Source organism: Mesorhizobium sp. B2-1-3A (genome assembly GCF_006442655.1).
Classification (GTDB): Bacteria; Pseudomonadota; Alphaproteobacteria; order Rhizobiales; family Rhizobiaceae; genus Mesorhizobium.
The window spans coordinates 57,835-76,700 of the sequence record NZ_VFWK01000001.1 but is presented as its reverse complement, the minus strand read 5'-3'; the positions used below and the strand labels follow the sequence as shown (position 1 = coordinate 76,700).

Annotated in this window: 24 protein-coding genes; 12 read left to right on the top strand and 12 right to left on the bottom strand. The window is 61.8% G+C overall.

The features are described 5' to 3' along the window. Positions 1 to 118: 118 nt before the first annotated feature. Together FJ977_RS00420 and FJ977_RS00415 are read right to left on the bottom strand one after the other, a co-directional pair. Positions 119 to 1,192, bottom strand: a complete 1,074-nt coding sequence (locus tag FJ977_RS00420; RefSeq protein ID WP_140767752.1) for an alpha/beta hydrolase — start codon at positions 1,190 to 1,192, stop codon at positions 119 to 121. Positions 1,193 to 1,291: 99 nt separating this feature from the next. Further along, positions 1,292 to 2,695 (bottom strand): aminopeptidase P family N-terminal domain-containing protein, encoded by a 1,404-nt coding sequence (locus FJ977_RS00415; RefSeq protein WP_140767751.1) that lies wholly within the window; start codon positions 2,693 to 2,695, stop codon positions 1,292 to 1,294. Between the two features lie 200 nt (positions 2,696 to 2,895). Here FJ977_RS00415 and ilvA point away from each other — a divergent pair, with 200 nt between their 5' ends. Both ilvA and FJ977_RS00405 read left to right on the top strand, forming a co-directional pair. Further along, a complete protein-coding gene (ilvA, locus tag FJ977_RS00410; protein WP_140767750.1) occupies positions 2,896 to 4,152 on the top strand; it encodes a threonine ammonia-lyase IlvA in 1,257 nt (418 codons plus the stop codon). Then, entirely contained in the window at positions 4,149 to 4,703 is a 555-nt protein-coding gene (locus tag FJ977_RS00405) for a DUF1697 domain-containing protein (protein WP_140767749.1), read from the top strand. The genes ilvA and FJ977_RS00405 overlap by 4 nt, the downstream gene beginning before the upstream one ends. A gap of 1 nt (position 4,704) precedes the next feature. On the opposite strand, the gene FJ977_RS00400 is transcribed toward FJ977_RS00405, so the two are convergent. Then, on the bottom strand, positions 4,705 to 4,992 hold the full coding sequence (locus FJ977_RS00400) for a DUF2218 domain-containing protein (protein ID WP_140767748.1): 288 nt from the start codon (positions 4,990 to 4,992) through the stop codon (positions 4,705 to 4,707). A gap of 140 nt (positions 4,993 to 5,132) precedes the next feature. Continuing rightward, on the bottom strand, positions 5,133 to 5,573 hold the full coding sequence (gloA, locus tag FJ977_RS00395) for a lactoylglutathione lyase (RefSeq protein ID WP_140767747.1): 441 nt from the start codon (positions 5,571 to 5,573) through the stop codon (positions 5,133 to 5,135). Between the two features lie 218 nt (positions 5,574 to 5,791). On the opposite strand from gloA, the gene FJ977_RS00390 reads away from it, so the two are divergent. Genes FJ977_RS00390 through FJ977_RS00380 form a run of 3 tightly spaced genes read left to right on the top strand, consistent with a single transcriptional unit; the run spans position 5,792 to position 7,764 of the window. Then, complete coding sequence (locus FJ977_RS00390; protein WP_140767746.1) at positions 5,792 to 6,388, top strand: cold-shock protein; 597 nt, start codon at positions 5,792 to 5,794, stop codon at positions 6,386 to 6,388. Positions 6,389 to 6,412: 24 nt separating this feature from the next. Next, positions 6,413 to 6,976 (top strand): DUF192 domain-containing protein, encoded by a 564-nt coding sequence (locus FJ977_RS00385; RefSeq protein ID WP_140767745.1) that lies wholly within the window; start codon positions 6,413 to 6,415, stop codon positions 6,974 to 6,976. 20 nt (positions 6,977 to 6,996) lie between these two features. After that, positions 6,997 to 7,764 (top strand): alpha/beta hydrolase, encoded by a 768-nt coding sequence (locus FJ977_RS00380; RefSeq protein ID WP_140767744.1) that lies wholly within the window; start codon positions 6,997 to 6,999, stop codon positions 7,762 to 7,764. Positions 7,765 to 7,786: 22 nt separating this feature from the next. On the opposite strand, the gene speB is transcribed toward FJ977_RS00380, so the two are convergent. Next, positions 7,787 to 8,752 carry an agmatinase gene (gene speB, locus FJ977_RS00375; protein WP_140767743.1) on the bottom strand — a complete coding sequence of 322 codons (966 nt, stop codon included), beginning with the start codon at positions 8,750 to 8,752 and terminating at the stop codon, positions 7,787 to 7,789. Positions 8,753 to 8,852: 100 nt separating this feature from the next. Then, the gene (locus tag FJ977_RS00370) at positions 8,853 to 9,458 is read right to left on the bottom strand and encodes a hypothetical protein (protein ID WP_140767742.1); all 606 of its coding nucleotides are present in this window, start codon (positions 9,456 to 9,458) and stop codon (positions 8,853 to 8,855) included. A gap of 119 nt (positions 9,459 to 9,577) precedes the next feature. Here FJ977_RS00370 and FJ977_RS00365 point away from each other — a divergent pair, with 119 nt between their 5' ends. The 3 genes from FJ977_RS00365 (at position 9,578) to FJ977_RS00355 (ending at position 11,693) form a co-directional block, all read left to right on the top strand. Beyond that, positions 9,578 to 10,222 (top strand): VOC family protein, encoded by a 645-nt coding sequence (locus FJ977_RS00365; RefSeq protein ID WP_181179438.1) that lies wholly within the window; start codon positions 9,578 to 9,580, stop codon positions 10,220 to 10,222. Positions 10,223 to 10,489: 267 nt separating this feature from the next. Next, a complete protein-coding gene (gene cysE / locus FJ977_RS00360) occupies positions 10,490 to 11,338 on the top strand; it encodes a serine O-acetyltransferase (RefSeq protein ID WP_056566866.1) in 849 nt (282 codons plus the stop codon). Between the two features lie 151 nt (positions 11,339 to 11,489). Continuing rightward, a complete protein-coding gene (locus FJ977_RS00355) occupies positions 11,490 to 11,693 on the top strand; it encodes a DUF3126 family protein (RefSeq protein ID WP_019857879.1) in 204 nt (67 codons plus the stop codon). Positions 11,694 to 11,742: 49 nt separating this feature from the next. Here FJ977_RS00355 and FJ977_RS00350 read toward each other — a convergent pair whose 3' ends face one another. Beyond that, entirely contained in the window at positions 11,743 to 12,474 is a 732-nt protein-coding gene (locus FJ977_RS00350; protein ID WP_140767741.1) for a hypothetical protein, read from the bottom strand. Between the two features lie 125 nt (positions 12,475 to 12,599). Here FJ977_RS00350 and FJ977_RS00345 point away from each other — a divergent pair, with 125 nt between their 5' ends. Together FJ977_RS00345 and FJ977_RS00340 are read left to right on the top strand one after the other, a co-directional pair. Next, positions 12,600 to 12,935, top strand: a complete 336-nt coding sequence (locus tag FJ977_RS00345; protein WP_140767740.1) for a hypothetical protein — start codon at positions 12,600 to 12,602, stop codon at positions 12,933 to 12,935. A gap of 19 nt (positions 12,936 to 12,954) precedes the next feature. Then, positions 12,955 to 13,482 (top strand): gamma carbonic anhydrase family protein, encoded by a 528-nt coding sequence (locus FJ977_RS00340; RefSeq protein WP_140767739.1) that lies wholly within the window; start codon positions 12,955 to 12,957, stop codon positions 13,480 to 13,482. 46 nt (positions 13,483 to 13,528) lie between these two features. Here FJ977_RS00340 and FJ977_RS00335 read toward each other — a convergent pair whose 3' ends face one another. From FJ977_RS00335 to FJ977_RS00320, 4 genes are all read right to left on the bottom strand, one after another. Continuing rightward, positions 13,529 to 14,281, bottom strand: a complete 753-nt coding sequence (locus FJ977_RS00335; RefSeq protein WP_140767738.1) for an NYN domain-containing protein — start codon at positions 14,279 to 14,281, stop codon at positions 13,529 to 13,531. A 259-nt stretch (positions 14,282 to 14,540) separates the two neighbouring features. Further along, positions 14,541 to 15,149, bottom strand: a complete 609-nt coding sequence (locus FJ977_RS00330) for a transglutaminase-like cysteine peptidase (protein ID WP_140767737.1) — start codon at positions 15,147 to 15,149, stop codon at positions 14,541 to 14,543. A gap of 292 nt (positions 15,150 to 15,441) precedes the next feature. Beyond that, a complete protein-coding gene (locus FJ977_RS00325) occupies positions 15,442 to 16,059 on the bottom strand; it encodes a PilZ domain-containing protein (protein ID WP_056566564.1) in 618 nt (205 codons plus the stop codon). A gap of 120 nt (positions 16,060 to 16,179) precedes the next feature. Beyond that, on the bottom strand, positions 16,180 to 16,812 hold the full coding sequence (locus FJ977_RS00320; RefSeq protein WP_140767736.1) for a PAS domain-containing protein: 633 nt from the start codon (positions 16,810 to 16,812) through the stop codon (positions 16,180 to 16,182). Positions 16,813 to 17,218: 406 nt separating this feature from the next. On the opposite strand from FJ977_RS00320, the gene FJ977_RS00315 reads away from it, so the two are divergent. Together FJ977_RS00315 and FJ977_RS00310 are read left to right on the top strand one after the other, a co-directional pair. Continuing rightward, complete coding sequence (locus FJ977_RS00315; RefSeq protein WP_140767735.1) at positions 17,219 to 17,977, top strand: rhomboid family intramembrane serine protease; 759 nt, start codon at positions 17,219 to 17,221, stop codon at positions 17,975 to 17,977. A gap of 88 nt (positions 17,978 to 18,065) precedes the next feature. Further along, on the top strand, positions 18,066 to 18,497 hold the full coding sequence (locus tag FJ977_RS00310; RefSeq protein ID WP_027051720.1) for a CBS domain-containing protein: 432 nt from the start codon (positions 18,066 to 18,068) through the stop codon (positions 18,495 to 18,497). Positions 18,498 to 18,545: 48 nt separating this feature from the next. On the opposite strand, the gene FJ977_RS00305 is transcribed toward FJ977_RS00310, so the two are convergent. Continuing rightward, entirely contained in the window at positions 18,546 to 18,803 is a 258-nt protein-coding gene (locus FJ977_RS00305) for a YjhX family toxin (RefSeq protein ID WP_013895772.1), read from the bottom strand. Between the last annotated feature and the right edge of the window lie 63 nt (positions 18,804 to 18,866).

The window sequence follows — 18,866 nt, the reverse complement described above, 5'->3', positions numbered from 1 at the left end:
TCAAACGCATGACGTCGCACACCATTCCGATATAGCCAGAGGCCGGCGTGGTCCAGTTCAAAGTGGCCTGATATTGCCGCGAGGGTGAACGGACACGGCGAAATCCGTGGTGCCGCATCTATTGCCCGAGCAGGCTGATACGGTCGGTCACGTCCCGGTCGCTGGCAAAGCCGTCATCCTCGCGCAGCCGCTGGCCGATCATCTTCACCAGGGCCGGATTGTCGGCGAATTTCGTGTGGTTGAAGCTGTCGCTGCCCTTGACCTTGGAGAGATCGACGACCGTCACGCCATAGGAGGCAAGATCGGCGGCATCCTTGTAATCGCCGACGCGCGGCCGCGAACCGGCGATCAGGCCGGAGAGTCTCAGCGCGCGGTCGTCGTCGGACAACAGCAGGATGAACGGCTTGTCGGGCTTGCCATAGCGGCGCATCTGGCTCTTGAACACATCGACATCGATGTCGGGCGAGGCAAGCACCACGTCGCCGAGCTTGCCGCCGAGATCACGGTCGCCGCTGATGGCCATCTGACGCAGCGTTTCCATGGTCACCCAGGTTCCCATCGAATGCGCGACAATGTCGATGCGCCGCGCGCCGGATTGCTCCAGCATGCGCAATGTCACTTCGAGCTGGTCGCGTGCGGCGCTGGCACTTTCCTTGTCATAGACATAGTCGGTGGTCCTTGCGCCCGAGGCCCAGGAAAACAGTACCGGCGTGCCCGGATAGCCGGAATCGTGGACGATCTGGGTCAAGCGATAGACCGCGTCGTCGAAGCCGGTGTTGTAGCCGTGGACGAAGACCATGACGCGGCCGCCGCGCGCCGCGATATCGGCGTTGAGCGCGCTGGAGAATTTCGGCTGCGCGTCGTAGCCGACGACCTCGGAAGCCATGAAATATTTGGCCGGATCATCCGACTTGCCGCGTGAGCGCCGTTCGATCTGGCCAGTCTTGTGGAGCCCTGGGACGGTGACATTCACGCGCGCATAGTTCAGCGTCGCCGAGCGCTCACCGTCGAAAACCTTGTTGGGATCATCGGATTTCTTGCGTGTCGTGGCGATGAAGATGGAGTGGTTGCCGGCGATTTCTGTCACCGGCGCGGCGACGATGGCGCTGCCAAGCAATTCCTGCGTTTGCGGGCCGGCGCAGCCGGCGACGAGCAAGGCGATAACAACGGTAAGTATCTTCTTCAAAGGCACGTCTGAATTCCACTCCGGCCAAAAGGCCCATCTACCCCCGCGACACCTCCCGGACAGGGAGAGTGCGGCAGAACTAAGTCGTGTCCAGTCGAAATGTGGTCAGCGGCTGGCTACGGCCATCGCACTGTTGCGCGAAAGCCAAAATGGCGGAAGGAAAGCCGGAATGTTGGAGAAGGGCAGCACCTCCGGCTTGAGGCGGATGCCGAGCACATCCGACATGAAGGCGCGCCGCGCTTCGATGCGGCTCCAGGCTTCGGGATAGCGCGCCGCGATCTCCTCGCGCAGCGCGTCGTCGGCGAGCGCGATGCCATCCTCGATGTTGGTGGTGAAATAGTCGCTGCCGGTCGCCGGGATGATGTCGACCTGTAGCGCCATGCTGGATCGCAGCTTGATGTCGGAGCCGGAAAAAACCGGCGAATGCATCCACTCATCGATATGGACCAGATGGCCGGGATTGAGGGAGACGCCGAAGAACGGGTCGCCGATACGATCATGCACCGCCTTCCACAGAGCGCCGCCCGTCGTGCCGATGCCGATCGCTTCGTACCAGTCGACGACGGCCGCGAAATAGGGCGCGACCAGCTTTTCGACATAATCTCTGATAGCGGCAGGCAGCTCTGAGGCATCCTCGGCCAAAAAGCCGGCACGGGCGTTGAGCGCACCCTGGATGCCATAGGCCATGGTGATCGGGTCACCGCGCCGGATGACGTCGAGGCGAGGGCTTGGCAGGCCATAGGCGGCGCGTTTTCCCGCCGACAGCATGGGATGACAGCCGTGCGGCAGGCCGTTCATGCCCATCAGCCGCGCCGCCTGCAGTTCGGTCATGCCGGGTTCGATGCCTTGCAGGACGTTGCGCAACCCCTGCGAGGTGAAGGTCGCGGCAAATTCGAAGCTGGCCAGCTGATCGGCTTCGTTGATGGCGCGCAGCCCGTCGCTGGGGTTCATCAGCAGATTGGCGGCATTCAGAACCGCGCCCTTGTCGCCGACGAAAGCGCGCAGCGTGTCGGCAACGAAGGAGGGCAGGTCGAGAGTCTTCTCGTCGAACCCGGCATCGCCGGCGCCGAAAGGCTTCCAGCCGATGGCGCCGATCCTGTGGCCGGGCTTCAGGCCGCAGCCGGCGAGGATGTCAGGTAGAGCATCCGAGCGGTCGCGTGGTTGCGCCGGCAGTGAGAAGGTCTGGTAGAGAACGCGCTCGTAGGGCCCATCGCAGATTTCGGCGTAGCCCCAGCCTTCATTGCCGACGAGAAGTCGTGGTCGCTTGCCGGGAACGATGACCAGCAATGTCTCCTCGAAGCGCGGATCGTAGCCTGAGAGATAGGCGACGTTGGCGGCATGCTCGCGGTCGCCATAGACGGCGAATGCATCGAAACCGGCCTTGGCCCCGCGCGCCATCAGCGCATCGATGCGCGCTTCATGGGTATTTCGGGCAACCAGCGGCATCACCGTCGGTTCGCCGAATTCCGGCAGCGACATGGATTTCAGACCGACCGATGCAACAGGCATGAACAAACGCCCCCAAGTGCTTGCAAGGATTCTGCGAATGCCCTTTGCGCAAGGGCATGAAGGGCCGGACAATGGCGTTGCGGAGCCGGATATGCAATAGGCAGGATCGGCTGCGCCAGATCAGCGTGCAACAGATAGGCGCTGTGCGGCTAGATCGATAACAGGTCTGTACGAAACATGCGGCACAAGGTGGCTTTTCGATGAGCAGTTTTTCCTCCCGCGTCGCCGTTGCTGCCGCCGCGATCCGCCAGATCTTTCCTGAAACGCCGCTACAGGAAAACGACTACCTGTCGAAAAAGACCGGCGCTCGGGTGCTGCTGAAGCGCGAGGATTTGAGCCCGGTGCGCTCCTACAAGATCCGCGGCGCCTTCAACTTCTTCCGCAAGGCGCTTGCCGCTGGCAACCAGGCTGACTTGTTCGTCTGCGCGTCGGCCGGCAACCATGCACAGGGTTTCGCGTTCGTCTGCCGTCATTTCGGAAAAAAAGGCGTGGTGTTCATGCCGGTGACGACGCCGCAACAGAAGATCGACAAGACCAGGCTGTTCGGCGGCGATTTCGTCGAGATCAGGCTGGTCGGCGACTTTTTCGACGACTGCTATCGCGCCGCCTTCGAATTCACCGAAAGCTCCGGTGCCCACATGGTGCCGCCCTTCGACCACAAGGACATCATCGAGGGGCAGGCGACGGTGGCCTATGAGATCGCGGACCAGATGGCCGGTGCGCGCATGCCTGACATCATCATGCTGCCGGTCGGTGGCGGCGGGCTTGCCGCCGGCGTCACCCACTATTTCGCCGATCAGGGCAGGGAGGCGCGTTTCGTCTTCTGCGAGCCGGCCGGGGCGCCGAGCCTGCACGACAGCCTCGCGGCCGGAAAGCGGCTGAAGCTCGCCAAGGTCGACAACTTCGTCGACGGCGCGGCGGTGGCCGAAATCGGTCGCGAACCCTTGCGGCATCTCAAGGAATTCGCCGCTGACACGGTGCGGTTGATCCCGGAAAATCGGCTCTGCGCGACCATGATCGAGATGCTCAATATCGAAGGCGTCGTGCTCGAGCCGGCCGGTGCGCTGGCGATCGATGCGCTGAAGGATTTTTCCAGGAAGGAAATCCGCGGCAAGACCATCGTCGCCGTGGTCTCGGGCGGCAATTTCGATTTCGAGCGGCTGCCGGACGTCAAGGAAAGGGCGCTACGCTTCGAGGGCCTGAAGAAGTACTTCATCATCCGCTTCCCGCAACGCCCTGGCGCGCTGCGCGACTTCCTCGAAATGCTGGGTCCGGACGACGACATCGCGCGCTTTGAATATCTGAAGAAGTCGGCGCGGAATTTCGGCTCGGTTCTGATCGGCATCGAAACCAAGGACCGCCGCAATTTCGACCTGCTGAAGGCAAATTTCGAGGCCGAAGGCGTCCAGTATCAGGATATCACCGACAACGAGACATTGGCGGGATTCATCATATGAGCGGTAAGGTTTTCATCGCGCTGTTTTCCGGCATCAATGTCGGCGGCAACCGCATCGTCAAGATGGCGGAGCTCAGGTCGTTCTTCGAGGACCTCGGCTTTTCCGATGTCGCCACCTATGTGCAGAGCGGCAATGCCGTGTTCCGGGCCGGCAAGGGCGACGCGGCAGCGCTGACCAAGCAGATCGAAACGGCCTTCGAGAAGAAATGGGGTTTTCATTCGCGCATCATGGTGCGCGATCTCCCATGGTTCGAACGTCTGGTGCGTGAAAATCCCTACCCGGAAGCGGCCGCCGACCACACCAAGCTCCATGCCTATGCGTTGGAGCGTGAGCCGACCGTCTACGAGGTGGCGCGGCTGGCCGAAAAGTGCACCGGTCCCGAACGCTTCGAGGTAAAGGGCGACGTGCTCTACCTCAGCGCGCCCGATGGGCTCGGCAAATCCGTGTTTGCCAACCTCATTCCGCGCGTTCTGAAGGTGCCGGGCACCGCGCGCAACTGGCGCTCGGTGCTGGCGCTGCTGGAGATGGCCGGTCAGGCCGGCAAGAACTAGATCACGCCGCCGGCTTCCAGTCGAAGGTCAGTTCCTCGCGGAAGGCGAAGCGCTTGATGTGATCGGCGACCACGCTTTCCAGGCGCTCGAGCGATCCTGCCTCATCGGTCGACACCGTGATGTGCAGCACGGCCGCATCGGCATCCATGACGGTGCGGCCGAGCGAGAGATCGATCGCGCCATGGTGCGGATCGAACTCGACCGGGAATTTGTGTGCCCAATGCTTGCACAATTGCTGCAGGTAACGGCTGGCATGTTCGGTGGCGACGTCGGCATGGCTGGACGGCATGGGGAATTCTCCGCGGGCGGGTGCCCGTTCGCATGACAATGGGCCGGCGCTGGTGCCGGCACGACATCTCACAGATAGGCATTGTCTCGCCGAGCGCCAAAGGGTTGCCGGGCGATGTCCGCCCGGTGCCGGCTCAACGCCTACCAGCTTCCGGTGTTCGCCATCGAAGCCCAGGGTTCGGCCTTGGCCTTGGCCGGGCCTTTCTGCAAAAGCTCGATCGAGATGCCGTCCGGCGACCTGATGAAGGCCATGTTGCCGTCGCGCGGCGGCCGGTTGATGATGACGCCATTGTCCATCAGGTGCTGGCAGGTGGCGTAGATGTCGTCGACCTCATAGGCGAGGTGGCCGAAATTGCGCCCGCCCTTGTAGTCTTCGGGGTCCCAGTTGTAGGTGAGTTCGATCAGCGGCGCCTTCTCGTCGATGCCGCTCTGCTCGTCTTCGGAGGCGGCAAGGAAGATCAGCGTGAAGCGGCCCTGTTCGTTTTCATAGCGGCGGACTTCCTTAAGCCCGAGCTTGTTGCAGTAGAAATCGAGCGAGGCATCGACATCGGCGACGCGGACCATGGTGTGCAGATAGCGCATGTGTTTTCCTCGTTCTGTTGGGATGCGGCGCAACATAGGGTCGACCCGCTCAAAGGGCAATCTGCCGGCCGCGGGCAATGCCGGCAAAGAACAAATCCGGTATTCGCGCAATGAACCGTGAAAAAAGGCACGGCAGGTCTTGCACACACCGGAAGCCGCAGTGTTAATCTGGTGTCAAGAATCAGTTGCGGTGTTCTTGCAAAAAAGGGGGCATTCTTATGGGGGAAAAGGCCTCTTTGACGGGGCGGGCCGGAACCCTTGGCGACGCCTTGAAGCGCGATGAAGGCGGCGATGCCGCCGACCTGACCGAAATTGCCGGCGCCATCAAGTGGTTCGATGTGGCCAAGGGCTACGGGTTCATCCTTCCCGATGACGGTGTCTCGGGCGATATCCTCCTCCATGTGACATGCCTTCGAAAAGACGGCTTTCAGACAGCCTTGGAAGGGGCGCGCGTCGTCTGCCTGGTCAAACAGGGCGATCGCGGTCTGCAGGCCTTCCGCGTGCTGTCTATGGATGTCACCACCGCTGTCCATCCCGCGGAAATGCAGGAACAGCGCACCCATGTCGCGGTGACGCCGGAGAGCGGGCTCGAACGCGCTTTGGTCAAGTGGTTCAACCGCACCAAGGGTTTCGGATTCCTGACGCGTGGCGAGGGCACCGAGGACATCTTTGTCCATATGGAGACCTTGCGCCGCTACGGCATCACCGAGCTTCGGCCGGGGCAGGTTGTGCTTGTCCGTTTCGGTCGTGGTGACAAAGGCCTTATGGCCGCCGAAATTCACCCCGATATGGGCACCTTGCCGGTCTCGCACTAGGGCGATCCCGGCCGAGGATTTCATATGGCTCACAAGAACTGGCTGACGGCGGGCGTGTTGTGCGCCGCTGCTGCCGTCATCATCGCCGCAGGCGCCTTCTTCTATTTCCAGGTCCCCAGCGCGGCCGACGGCCGGGCGATGATCCTTCCTGTCGACCCGACGCCGCTGGTCGCGGTGACGAAACAAGGTGAACGCTCCTTCTCGATCGAAGTCGCCGACACCGAGGCCGAGCGTGAGGCCGGCCTGATGTTTCGTGAGGACATGGCTGCCAATCATGGCATGCTGTTCGTCTTCGACGAGACACGTGATGTCAGTTTCTGGATGAAGAACACGCCGATGCCGCTCGACCTGATCTTTGTCGGCCAGGACGGCAGGATCCGCGCGATTAAGCAAGGGGAGCCGCAATCCGAGGCGATTGTGTCGCCCGGTGAGCCGGTCCGCTTCGTACTTGAGCTCAAGGCCGGCACGGCCGCCAAGGACGGTATCGTGGACGGCGATCTGTTGCGCCATCCCGTGATCGGCACCGCGCCGGGTCCCGGCATGCCGCCGGCGGACAAGGGCGATTCTCCGAACGTCGATTCCGACTGAGAGCAGGGGATCGCCTTCCGATGCAGTTTTTTTCCCATGACGGGTTCGATCTTGCCTTCCTAGACCGCCAGCCGGCGTCAGGCGAGGGCGATCCCGTACTCATGATCCACGGCTTCGCTTCGAGCCATTATGTCAACTGGGTGTCGCCCGGCTGGTTCAAGACGCTCAACGACGCCGGCTATCGCGCCATCGCCTTCGACAATCGCGGCCACGGCTCGTCATCCAAGAGCTATGACGAGGCCGATTATACACCCGCGAAAATGGCGTCCGATGCCGCCGCCTTGCTCGACCATCTCGGCATCGAACGGGCCCATGTCATGGGCTATTCGATGGGCGCGCGCATCGCGGCGTTCCTGGCCCTTTCCGATCCGGACAAGGTGGCGACGCTGGTTTTTGGCGGCCTTGGCATCGGCATGATCGACGGCGTCGGCGACTGGGATCCGATTGCCGCGGCCCTGCTTGCCGAGGATCCAGCCGCGACCACCCATCCGCGCGGCCGCTCCTTTCGCGCCTTCGCCGACCAGACCCGCAGCGACCGCCGGGCGCTTGCCGCCTGCATCGCCAAATCCCGGGAATTGCTTGATGAGGCGGACATTGCCCGCATCGCCCAGCCGACGCTGGTTGCCGTCGGCACGACAGACGATATCGGCGGCTCGCCCGACGAGCTTGCCGCCTTGATGCCGAACGCCAGGGCTTTTCACATCGAAGGCCGCGACCACATGCTGGCGGTCGGGGACAAGACCTTCAAGCAACGCGTGCTGGAGTTCTACGCCGAAAATCCGCTTTGAGCCGCCGCACTGGTACTTTCGCCTAGTCCGGTGCCCTTGCTGCCTGGACAGACTTCGCCAGTACGCACAGCAATTCGAACATCATCGTGGCACCCGCCAGCGCCGTCATGCCGGCGAGATCGAATGGCGGCGCCACTTCCACGACGTCGGCGCCGACAATGTTCAGCCCGTCGAGCAGGCGCACCATTTCCTGCGCCTCGCGGGTGGTGAAGCCACCGAGCTCGGGCGTGCCTGTTCCCGGCGCCATCGACGGGTCGATGCAGTCGATGTCGAAAGTCACATAGGTCGGGCCGGTTCCGGCGATGGCGCGCGCTTCCTCCATGACGCTGGCGGCACCCCGCCTGACGAATTCCTCCATGTAGATGATGCGAATGCCCTGGGCGACCGCCCAGTCGTGCTCGCCGGGCTCGTAGATCGAGCCGCGAATGCCGATCTGAACGACCCGTTTCGGGTCGAGCAGGCCTTCCTCGATGGCACGGCGGAATGGCGTGCCGTGCGTATAAGGGTTGTCGCCGAAATAGCGGTCGTTGGTGTCGGAATGCGCATCGAAATGGATCATGCCGACCGCACGCTCCCTGGCGACGGCGCGCAGCACCGGCAGCGTCGTCAGGTGGTCGCCGCCGGCGGCAAGCGGAATGGCGCCTGCCGTCACGATCGCAGCGATGCCTTCCTCGATGCGCTTCAACCCGTCTAGGAGATTGATCGGATTGACCGAGAGGTCGCCGACATCGGCGACATTGGCGATGCTGAACGGTTCGGTCCCCGAAACGTGGTGGACGCGCCGCATGAGGCTCGACTGGTTGCGGATCTCTCGCGGGCCGTGGCGGGCGCCGGCGCGGTTGGTCGTGCCGCCATCCCACGGTATGCCGACGAGAGCGATATCGAGTCCTTCGGCGCTCGCCACCGCCGGCAGCCGCATGAAGGTCGACAGCCCGGCAAAGCGGGGAACGGCCGAGGCATCGACCGGCTGGAAGAAATTGCTGCTCATAATGTCGGCACCTCAGAAGAATTCACGTTTGACGATTTCGGCGTCTCGCAGTTCTGCCTTCTTTGGCCGGATGCGAAAGCCGGGAGAACCAGAGCGAAAATCACGACGGCTTTTGCAGGGTCTCCAGCGAGCGCGCCATGTTCAGCCTGGCCTGAGGCTCGAAGCGCTGGCGAAATTCCGGCGTGTGGAAGATGTGCGGGCGGGCAAGGAAATCCTTCAGCACGGCTGCCCGTCCGGCACGCCACATCGGCTCCTCCACCCAGCCATATTCGTGGCGGACCGCGCGTTCATAAGCGTCGAAAGCATTAGGCGCGCTACCCAGGACCGACAGGTCCATGTCGAGGAAGAGGCTGGCGTCGCGTGTTGCCGCCGCGTTGTCGAACAAAGGCAGTTGGTGCGTGGCGGTGGCGAGGATCATCGCGCTGATGCGGTTCAGGCGTCCGGCATCGGTGCTGCCCGCGAGCTTTTTCTCGGCAAGAGCGGCACTTCTGGCCTCATTGTCCTTGGCCCTGCTGTCATAGATCGCGTCGTGGAACCAGATTGCCGCTTCAACAGCTTCGGGGTCATGCAGCGACGCTCGATAGTCGCCGGCCAACGCCAGCATCGCCTCGATATGGGCGAGGTTGTGGTAGTGGCGATCCTCGGCTCGGTAGAGCGCCGAGAGTTCCTGTTTCAGCGGTTCGGCGATCAAGAACTGGTCTTTCATTTTCGTCATCCGTCCAGTTAATCGATCTCAGCCTCTTCGAGCCAATCATTTCGAACCTTGCACGGGCCGGGGCTCTGGAGAATGTTGCCATCCCAGGAATATCCAACCAGGAGGCTGACATGACCAATACGCCTGGCAGCGAGAACCCCAGACCGGGGACCATCGACATGAAGCTTGAGGCCGTCATCATTGCCGTTGCGGATGCGGATCGGTCCAAGCGTTTTTACAGTGGCCTGGGTTGGCGGCTCGACGCGGACTTCGTCGTCGGCGATGCGTTTCGAGTTGTGCAGTTCACGCCACCGGGTTCGCCCTGCTCGATCCATTTCGGCAAGGGTCTGACATCAGCCGCGCCAGGCTCGGCCAAGGGGCTTTATCTCGTGGTATCCGATATCGAGGCGGCGCACGCCGAACTCGTGGCGCGCGGCGTCGAGGCGAGCGAGGTGTTCCACCGCACGGGGCCTGGCCAGCCGCCGGTCAGTGGCCGGCATCCGGAAGGGCGCAGCTATTCCTCCTATGTCACGTTCAGTGATCCCGACGGCAACGGCTTCATCCTGCAGGAAATCACCCAGCGATTGCCTGGACGCGTCGATCCCAGCGATACGGTGTTCACGTCGTCGGGCGAGCTCGCCGCGGCGCTGCGACGTGCGGCGGCAGCACACGGCGAACACGAGAAACGGACCGGCGGACAGCATGATGTGAACTGGCCCGACTGGTATGCCGAATACATGGTGGCCGAACAGGCCGGCACGTCGCTGCCGACTTGAACTGCGTCGATCTCGGCGCGGCGTCATCGGCGCCGCGCTGACCGTGCCCGCCACCAGATCGTCCTACGCCTTGCCGGCAACTGGCGCGGACGGCCGCTTTCCGGGGGCTCGGCGATCAAGGGTTCGTTTTCCATGGCTGCTTGAATTCCTGCGAACCAAATCCATTTGACGAAGCACTAAGGAAAATTGAGTTCAATCGTGCTATGATCTGTCCTATATGTGCGGCCAGACAGCAGGCAAGCCAGCAGGACGCAGGACGAGACGTCGATGAACAGCATCAGCATTTCCCGCCACAGCGCGTTGCAGCCGGTCGATCCGATCTGGCGTTCGATCCGCGACGAGGCGATGGACGCGGTCAACCGCGATCCGTTGCTCGCCGCCTTCCTCTATTCGACGATCCTCAACCAGGAGAGCCTGGAAGAGGCCGTCATTCACCGGATCGCCGAACGGCTTGCCCATCAGGATATCGGCTCCGACCTCATCCGCCAGACCTTCAAGACCATGCTGACCGACGACAAGGACTGGCCGACCACCGTGCGCGTCGACATCCAGGCCTACTATGACCGCGACCCGGCTTGCGACCGGTTCATCATGCCGGTGCTGTATTTCAAGGGTTTTCACGCCATCCAGACCCATCGGCTGGCGCACTGGCTGTGGAACCAGGGCCGCAAGGACTTCGCGCTCTACCTGCAGAGCCGTTCGTCCTCGGTCTTCCAGACCGACATCAATCCGGCCGCACGCATCGGCAAGGGCATCTTCATCGATCACGCCACCGGCTTGGTCGTCGGCGAGACCGCGGTGATCGAGGACGATGTATCGATCCTGCACGGCGTGACGCTGGGCGGCACCGGCAAGGCCGGTGGCGACCGCCACCCCAAGATCCGCCGTGGTGTGCTGATTGGCGCAGGCGCCAAGATTCTCGGCAACATCGAGATCGGCCATTGCTCCAAGGTCGCCGCCGGATCGGTGGTGCTGTCGCCCGTGCCGCACAACAAGACGGTTGCCGGCGTGCCGGCCCGCGTGGTTGGCGAGACCGGCTGCGACCAGCCTTCGCGCCAGATGGACCAGCTCCTGCCGTCGCAGAAGATGGACCAGGTGATCAGTTTCGACATCTGATTTCCGCGCCGGCGCGCTGTCCGGCGTGATTGCGATTTTGCCCGGTAGCCGCCGCTTCCGGTGCAATACGGCCGGCTTGCCTTTACATCGCCATTGTCGACGTGCCAGAAGCGCCCTTCAAACCAGCAAGCCCGATGATCGGAGAAGACTGTTGAAGCCGGACGAAATCAGAAAGCTGGACGCCTATTTCAAGCGCGTCTTCCAGAACCCCAAGCTTGAGGTCAAGGCACGGCCGCGCAAGGAAGATTCGGCCGAAGTCTATGTCGGTGACGAGTTCCTCGGCATCGTCTTCAAGGACGAGGATGACGGCGACTACAATTTCTCGATGGCGATCCTCGACATCGATCTGGGCTGAGCCCGCAATCCAAAGACAGGCCGCGCCGGGCGTGGCCTGTCTTTGTCTGTCAATGTCCGGTTTTCAGGAATCGCCCGGTCTCGGCCGTGATCGCCGCGTCGAGCGTCTGCCAGTCACCGAGGAATTCCTTGGGAAAACGGTAGGTGAGGCTGAGATCGTTGCCGACATGGACGTCCCGCTCGCAAGGCGCCAGGGATTGACCGGCACTCGGCCCGCTCAGGCAGCGGGCGACGAAGGGATCCTTGCCCGGGCGCTTGCCGACCACCAGCACCTCGTTCAGATACCCTGATTTCTCGTTGAAACCGTAGACCATCGTGCCGCCAGGTCCCGGAATGCCGGGCTGGACGATGAGCGCGCTGTAGATCGGCGCGAACCGGCCACTCATGTCGCGCGACATCATCTGTGGTTCGAAGGACAGGAAGACGATGTTCCTGTTGGCTTCTGAGTGGTTGAAATCGTCGCGAGCCGCCTCGCTGTAGCCGTCCATCTGGGGATAGCGCAGATAAAGGTCGAGACGCGAGGCGATGCCGTCGCGCCGGGCCTGGGCGAAACGGATGAAATTGGCCGGCACCGCGATGACATTGTTGCCGATGACGACCTGGCGGATGGTGGGATCATCCGTGTATCCGGCCATGGCGATCGAATGGCCGAACCATTTGCCGCCAAGGCTGATCGCCACGGACAGCAAGGCAAGTGCGGCGAAGGCGTAGAACACCCGTTTCATCAACATGGAATCGACCACGGTGAGTTCCGGGCCGTCGGCGATCGCTGCCTGCTTCATCTCGGTCCTCATCGCAACCGCCCGTCCGCCATTCCAGCTGTGCCTCGGCGGCACACATCGCACGGCACGGCTCTTGCAGCCTTCCTGAAACGACTGTGCGATTTCATGGTAAATGGAAGGTTAAGATGGCCCAGATGGAACTCTTCCTGTTTGCTTTTGCCGTCGGGCTGACGGTTTGCGGGCTGACGGGCTCGACGATGGAACTGATGTCAGGCCGCAAGGTCGCCTTTACCGAGCCCTACGTATCATCCTCGCATGTGCTGCGCTCGCTGGCAGCCACGGCTGGCGCCGGGCCGTTCATGCTGGTCAACGATGCCCTCGATGCCCGGCGGGAGGGTCGCATTTCGACCGTCGCGCTCTTGTCATGCGGTTGCACGGCGATTGCCTGGTCCCTGGCGCTGGGCATTGTCACGCTCGCCATTGCCTCATGGACGATCAGTCTCCTAGGGTCCGGCATCTGAGACGATTCGGAGACCGACAATGCCGCTTTATGCGATCGACGGAGCAGAGCCCAACTTCGAGGATGCGGATTCAAACTGGATCGCGCCCGATGCGACGCTGATCGGCAATGTGCGCGTCGGCCGCAATGCCGGCTTCTGGTTTGGCGTCGTCATTCGCGGCGACAACGAACCTGTTGTGATCGGCGCCGACACCAATGTGCAGGAACACACGGTCATGCACACCGATCCCGGCTTTCCGCTGACCATCGGCGAAGGTTGCACTATCGGCCACCGGGCCATGCTGCATGGCTGCACCATCGGCGACAACAGTCTGATCGGCATGGGCGCCATTGTGCTGAACGGCGCCAGGATCGGCAGGAATTCGCTCGTTGGCGCCGGTGCGCTGGTGACCGAAGGCAAGGAATTTCCCGACAATTCGCTGATCGTCGGCTCGCCGGCCAAGGCGATCAGGGTACTGGATGACGCGGCCGTCGCCAGGCTTCGGGGCTCGGCCGCGCACTACGTCGCCAACGGCAAACGTTTCAAGGCGGGGTTGAAGAAGCTCTGAGGTCACGATCCAGCCGGCAGTTGCGAGGACGGCTGTCCCGCATCGATCAGGCGGATTTGTTTTTTCCTTTCCTCGCGGTCGCAGGCTTGATTCGAATGCGCATGGCTCCCCCTTTGGGCGCTTCGATCTCGAATTCGGCTGTATTCCTCACCAGGTCACTCAGTTTGCCGAAACCATAGGTGCGAGGGTCAAAGTCGGAGAAGAGGTTCGAAAGCTGCTTTCCGAACGTGCCGAGCAGCACCCAGCCGTCTTCGCTGTCCATCTGGCCGATGACTTTCTTGAGTATCGGCAGCGCGGCACTGGATGATTGAAGCGGCTTCGATGCGGGCGCGGCGTCCGGGATGTTCGCCGGGCCACGTAGAAGGTTTTCGGTGTAGATGAACCGGCGGCAAGCCTGCCGAAAGCTCTCCGGGGTTTTCTGCTCTCCGAACCCAAAGACATCGACACCCTGTTCGCGTATGCGCGCAGCAAGCCGCGTGAAATCGCTGTCGGAAGAAACCAGGCAGAAACCGTCGAAACGGCCGCTATGGAGCAGGTCCATCGCGTCGATCACCAGTGTAATATCGGAAGCATTCTTGCCAGTGGTATAAGCGAACTGCTGCTGCGGAATGATCGCGTGCTTCGCCAATATGTCTGCCCAACTCTTGGACCGTGTGCTGGAGAAGTCGCCATATATACGGCGTACGCTGGCCTCGCCGATCTTCGCGATCTCCTCGAACAAACCGTCGGCGATCTTGGCGGAGGTGTTGTCCGCGTCGATAAGAACCGCAAGACGCGGTGATCGAGCTTCGGTCGGCATAAGGCCTCCTGCTGCTGATATCCTCTGGAGATATGGCGGCGCGAATGCACATGCCATGGAAATTGGGATCAATTTTAGCAGCTATCCCGGAAATGGCGGAGCCGGCCCGGGGACGGGGCCGGCTCCTTTGACCCGGTCGTTGGGGACGGGGAGGGTGGGGACTCGACCGGGTTTCTCCTCAAGCGCGTCGCGATGCGCTTAACCTCTGTTCCATGCATGCCGCAAACCGCTGCCCCTTTGGGCGGCATGCACTGGCGCTCTAGCGGACGCTGGCGACCGCGTCGGAACGGCCGTCGTTGATCGTCACCCAAACGCCGGAATTTTCCGTCGATTGACGCTTGAGATAGGTGTAGTCGGTGTCCGTCCAGGACAGCACCTTGGTTTCTAGATTGTCGAGGATGAACTCGCCGAGGCTGGTGCGCACGGTCAGCACGGCGTGACCGTCGCCATTCGGCTGGCGTGCAACCGTCATCAGCAGATCACCCGCCGGCACGCCTGCGTCCATCAGTTCGCGGCGCTTCTCCAGCGCGTAGTCCTCGCAATCGCCATAGCCGTTGTCGGGGTAGGCCCAGTACTCCTCGACACCGTAATTTTCCATGTCGGTGCGCGGCTTGATGCGGGTATTGACCGAATTGTTGATGCTGACGATCGTCGCCCAGAGTTTGCGGCTCAGGTCGACTGGCGCGCCCTTGGGCGTCTTCTCGTTGCATTCGCCAGGGATGCGCTGGCAGAATTCGTAATGGCCAACAGGCTGCGTGGTACGGCCGCCGGTGTGCATATAGGCCGGTCCCGCGGCATATGCTGATCCCCAGGCGGAAAGCTGCATCGCCATTGCCATCAGCAACAGCTTGCCCCTCGTTTCTTTCATTTCTAGTCTCCCCGTTCGAAGGAGACATTGCCACATGTGGATTTATTTGACGCAAAGGCGCGAAGCAGACTTTAAGTAAAACGCCAGTAGAATAAATATAAAATTTGAATCATTTTAGTATTTAATTGTTTGGATTATCGGCTTGTCAAAGGCGTGAGGGCTTCGCTGCCCATGGGGCGGATGGCCACCTTTGGGCTGCCGCGCGGTTCAGCCGCTTCCGGGAATTTCTTGGGTGATTGCTGCAACAAAAAACCGGCCGCGAAGGGCCGGTTTGATTGCCTGTCCGTGCCGGTCAGGCGCGCGGCGTGTTGAATTCGGAATCGAGCGTTTCGGGACGTTGGATGACGGCGAATTCGATGGCGACGCCATCCTCGAAATGACGAACGACTTGCCCACGCATGGTGCCCAGCATGACCTGGACGCCGATCGCCGGCTTGACGTCGATCTCGATCGCCGCGCCCGACAGCGACAGATCGATGATCCTGCACTGGTACTGACGGCCGTCGGTGAGTTGCAACACGCTGGTCGGGTTGCGCGGCGCGACGCGCTCGTGCCGGCGGTCTTCCGGCAGGTCGAGTTCATGCTTGTTGGCCAGCCAGGTCAGCTGCGCCGCCAGCTTGTCCTTCTTGCGGTCGGAAGCAATGACCGTCATCGCGAAGCCGTCCTGCAGAGTGCGTGTGACGACGCCTTCGATGCGGCCGATATGGTCGATATAGGCGATCACTTTTTCGCCGGGCATGCCGATGCGATCGGTGCGGAGCGCGACGTTGCCGGGCGACATGTCGACGACCTGGCAAGGATGCTCGGTGCGGTCTTCCAGCATGAATCGTCCGTATATCTTGACCCGGACGCGCTGAAAGTTACGCCTTTCAGCTTGGGACGGCGCATAGTCGACCGCCGCTGACCTCATGACTGCCTACACCCCGTTTGGCATTCCCGCGCGTCGATGCGAAGGACTTCATGGGAGAATTACAACAAAGCAGGTTAACAAAGGGGAAAAACGAGCCTGCGGGACCCGAGGGATGATCAACTATTCCTCGCGCCCGCCGTCGAAGACGACGAGATGGCGGATGCGGCGCGCCCGGCCAAGCGCCGAGATCGTTTCGGGCGCATCGAGTTCGGCCGGAACAAGCGAGGGGACGTCGATCGCCGGACGGTTGTTGAGCAGCTCTTTCTCCGGATCGATGACACGGATCGAATCGATCAGTGCGTCCGTGATCGGGTCGGCACCCAGCCAGAATGGTTTCTCCACGGCGCTGACCACGCCAAGGCAGCGCTGGTTTTCGATGCCACCGTCAAGCGGCAAGGCAAGCAGTTCGAATTTGTTCGAGCGACCGTTGCGGCTGAAGCCCTCGAATATGATCAACACGACCGATTTCTGATCGAAAACCCCATGAATCAGCCTTGAAACCAGGCGCTGATCCTTCTCGCGCCACAGTGACGGGAAGGAGAAACCCTTCAGTTCGCGGCCATAGCAGGCGCAGAGCCTGGTGCCGGCCAGGCGGAACACGGGTTGCCCGCGGGTGTCCCTTTCCAGGATGAACGTATCGGCCAGCAGCGACTTGATATCGGCCGGTTCGACTTCCGATCGCTTCGGGGCAGGGCGTCCGACACGCAGGCGGTTCCAATATTGGAACAGCGTGATCGATCCGTTTTGGTTCATGTTATGCTGCTCCGCGCATTCTGTCGTCTGATGTCCCATCGGTGAACAGAAGGGCGCCCTCCGATGACCTACATGCGTTGCGGAGCAGGAAGCGTGCCAGCGTCGTTAACACTTGTTCACGGGTCGGGACCGTTAAGGTTAACAACTGGTTTACGTTGCGCCCGGGCAGGCCCTGTGGCACACCAAAACCACTCCAGAAGCGGTCGTTTCGCGACGATCGGCAGCACTTCAGTCAAGAGTTTTAGGGGAGCAGGGGGCTCGACCGGCCGTTCAAGGGAAACCTTGGACGGCTTCTTTTTTGATTCGCGCCAGGGCGATTCGCTGTTTGCGGTTCCATTGACCATGATCTAGATGCTGGCCAGATCGAACCAGCCCCCAGATCGAACCCAGCAGAGTGCGATTGCAGATGAGCGAACCGCAAGATCCTTCCGAGGCCGAACACGCCGAACCGATGCCGGAGCCCCGGCGCGAGCCGGTGTTCAATCTGCCGCCCGTCGTGCTGGCGGTGATCGGCATTTGCGCGGTCGTTTTCCTGCTGCAGCAATATGTGCTGAACGACGCGCAACAGATGACGTTGTTGTACGACGGGGCCTTCATCCCGGTTCTCTACACCGGCCAATACGGCTTCGACTGGTTCCTGCTCACGCGGCCTTTCACCTATGCCTTCATGCATGGCGGTTTTGCCCATATCGCCATCAATATGGTCTGGCTCGCCGCCTTTGGCTCGCCATTGGCCAATCGTCTCGGCGGGCTCTGGTTCGCCCTGTTCTTCGCGGCCACCGGACTGGCTTCCGTGGCGCTTTTCTGGGCCATGCACCCCTATGGCGAGGCACCACTGGTCGGCGCATCCGGCGCCATATCAGGCATGATGGGGGCCGCGGCGCGTTTTGGTTTTCGCACCGACCGGTCGGCCGGCAAGGCTGCCTTCGCTGGCCCCGTGCTGCCGATCGCAACTGTCCTGCGCTTGCGCGGCGTCGTGATCTTTCTCGCCGTGTGGATGATCATCAATCTCGCCACCGGCCTGCTCGGCTTTGCCCCTGGAGTAGACGGACAGATCGCCTGGGAGGCCCATATTGGCGGCTTCGTCGCCGGCTTCTTCGGCCTGCGCTGGTTCGACCGGCGATGGCAGCCCTCCGAATGGGAGGCCACCGACCGCGGCACTTGAAATGCAGCCGATCACGGCGCACGATGTTCACTCTTACGTGAAAGCCGGTCTGGGCAGGGGGCCGGCAGGCGAAGCAGAGGAGGACGCCATGACGGTTAAGGCAATTCTGGAAAGAAAAGGCCATGACGTATTGACGCTCGGGCCGAATGAAAAGCTCAGCGAAGCCATCCGCATCCTGGCCGAACACAAGATCGGCGCGCTGGTCATCACCAATGGCGATCGCAAGATCGTCGGCATCTTGTCCGAGCGCGACATCGTGCGGGTTGTCGCCAAGGAAGGTGGTGCGGCGCTCGATATTGCGGTGCGCTCGGCGATGACGCCGAAGGTGAAGATCTGCAATGAGAACCACACCGTCAACGAAGTGATGGAGATCATGACCAGGGGCCGCTTCCGCCATCTGCCGGTGGAAAAGGACGGCCTGCTCGATGGCATCGTCTCCATCGGCGACGTGGTCAAGCGCCGCATCGAGGATGTCGAGCGCGAGGCCGACGAGATCAGGGCCTATATCGCCACCGCCTGAACGGTGAACGGAGCCGCCGGCCGGAAACCGGACCGGCGGAACCATATGCTATCTGTTGTCGAGTTCGGAGCGCACGAGCTCGAGCCCGCGCCTTGTGATGCGGTAGGGACCGCCGCCAGACGACGAAACCGCCTTCTTGCGTTTCAGCTTTCGAAACAGGTCGAGATCAACGCCCGGATAGTGCCAGCCGTCGCGGGTCAGGCATTTGACGGAGGCGATCCGTTTCTTCTGGTTCTTTTCAATTTCAATGCGTCCGCCCTGCGCAAGCAGGTGCAGGATGCGCTGTTCAGTGCGCGAAATATCCATGTGGAGAGTTTTCCGGGAAAACAAAAAATGCCGCCGCCGCGAAGCTTCGCGGCACGGGGTTTC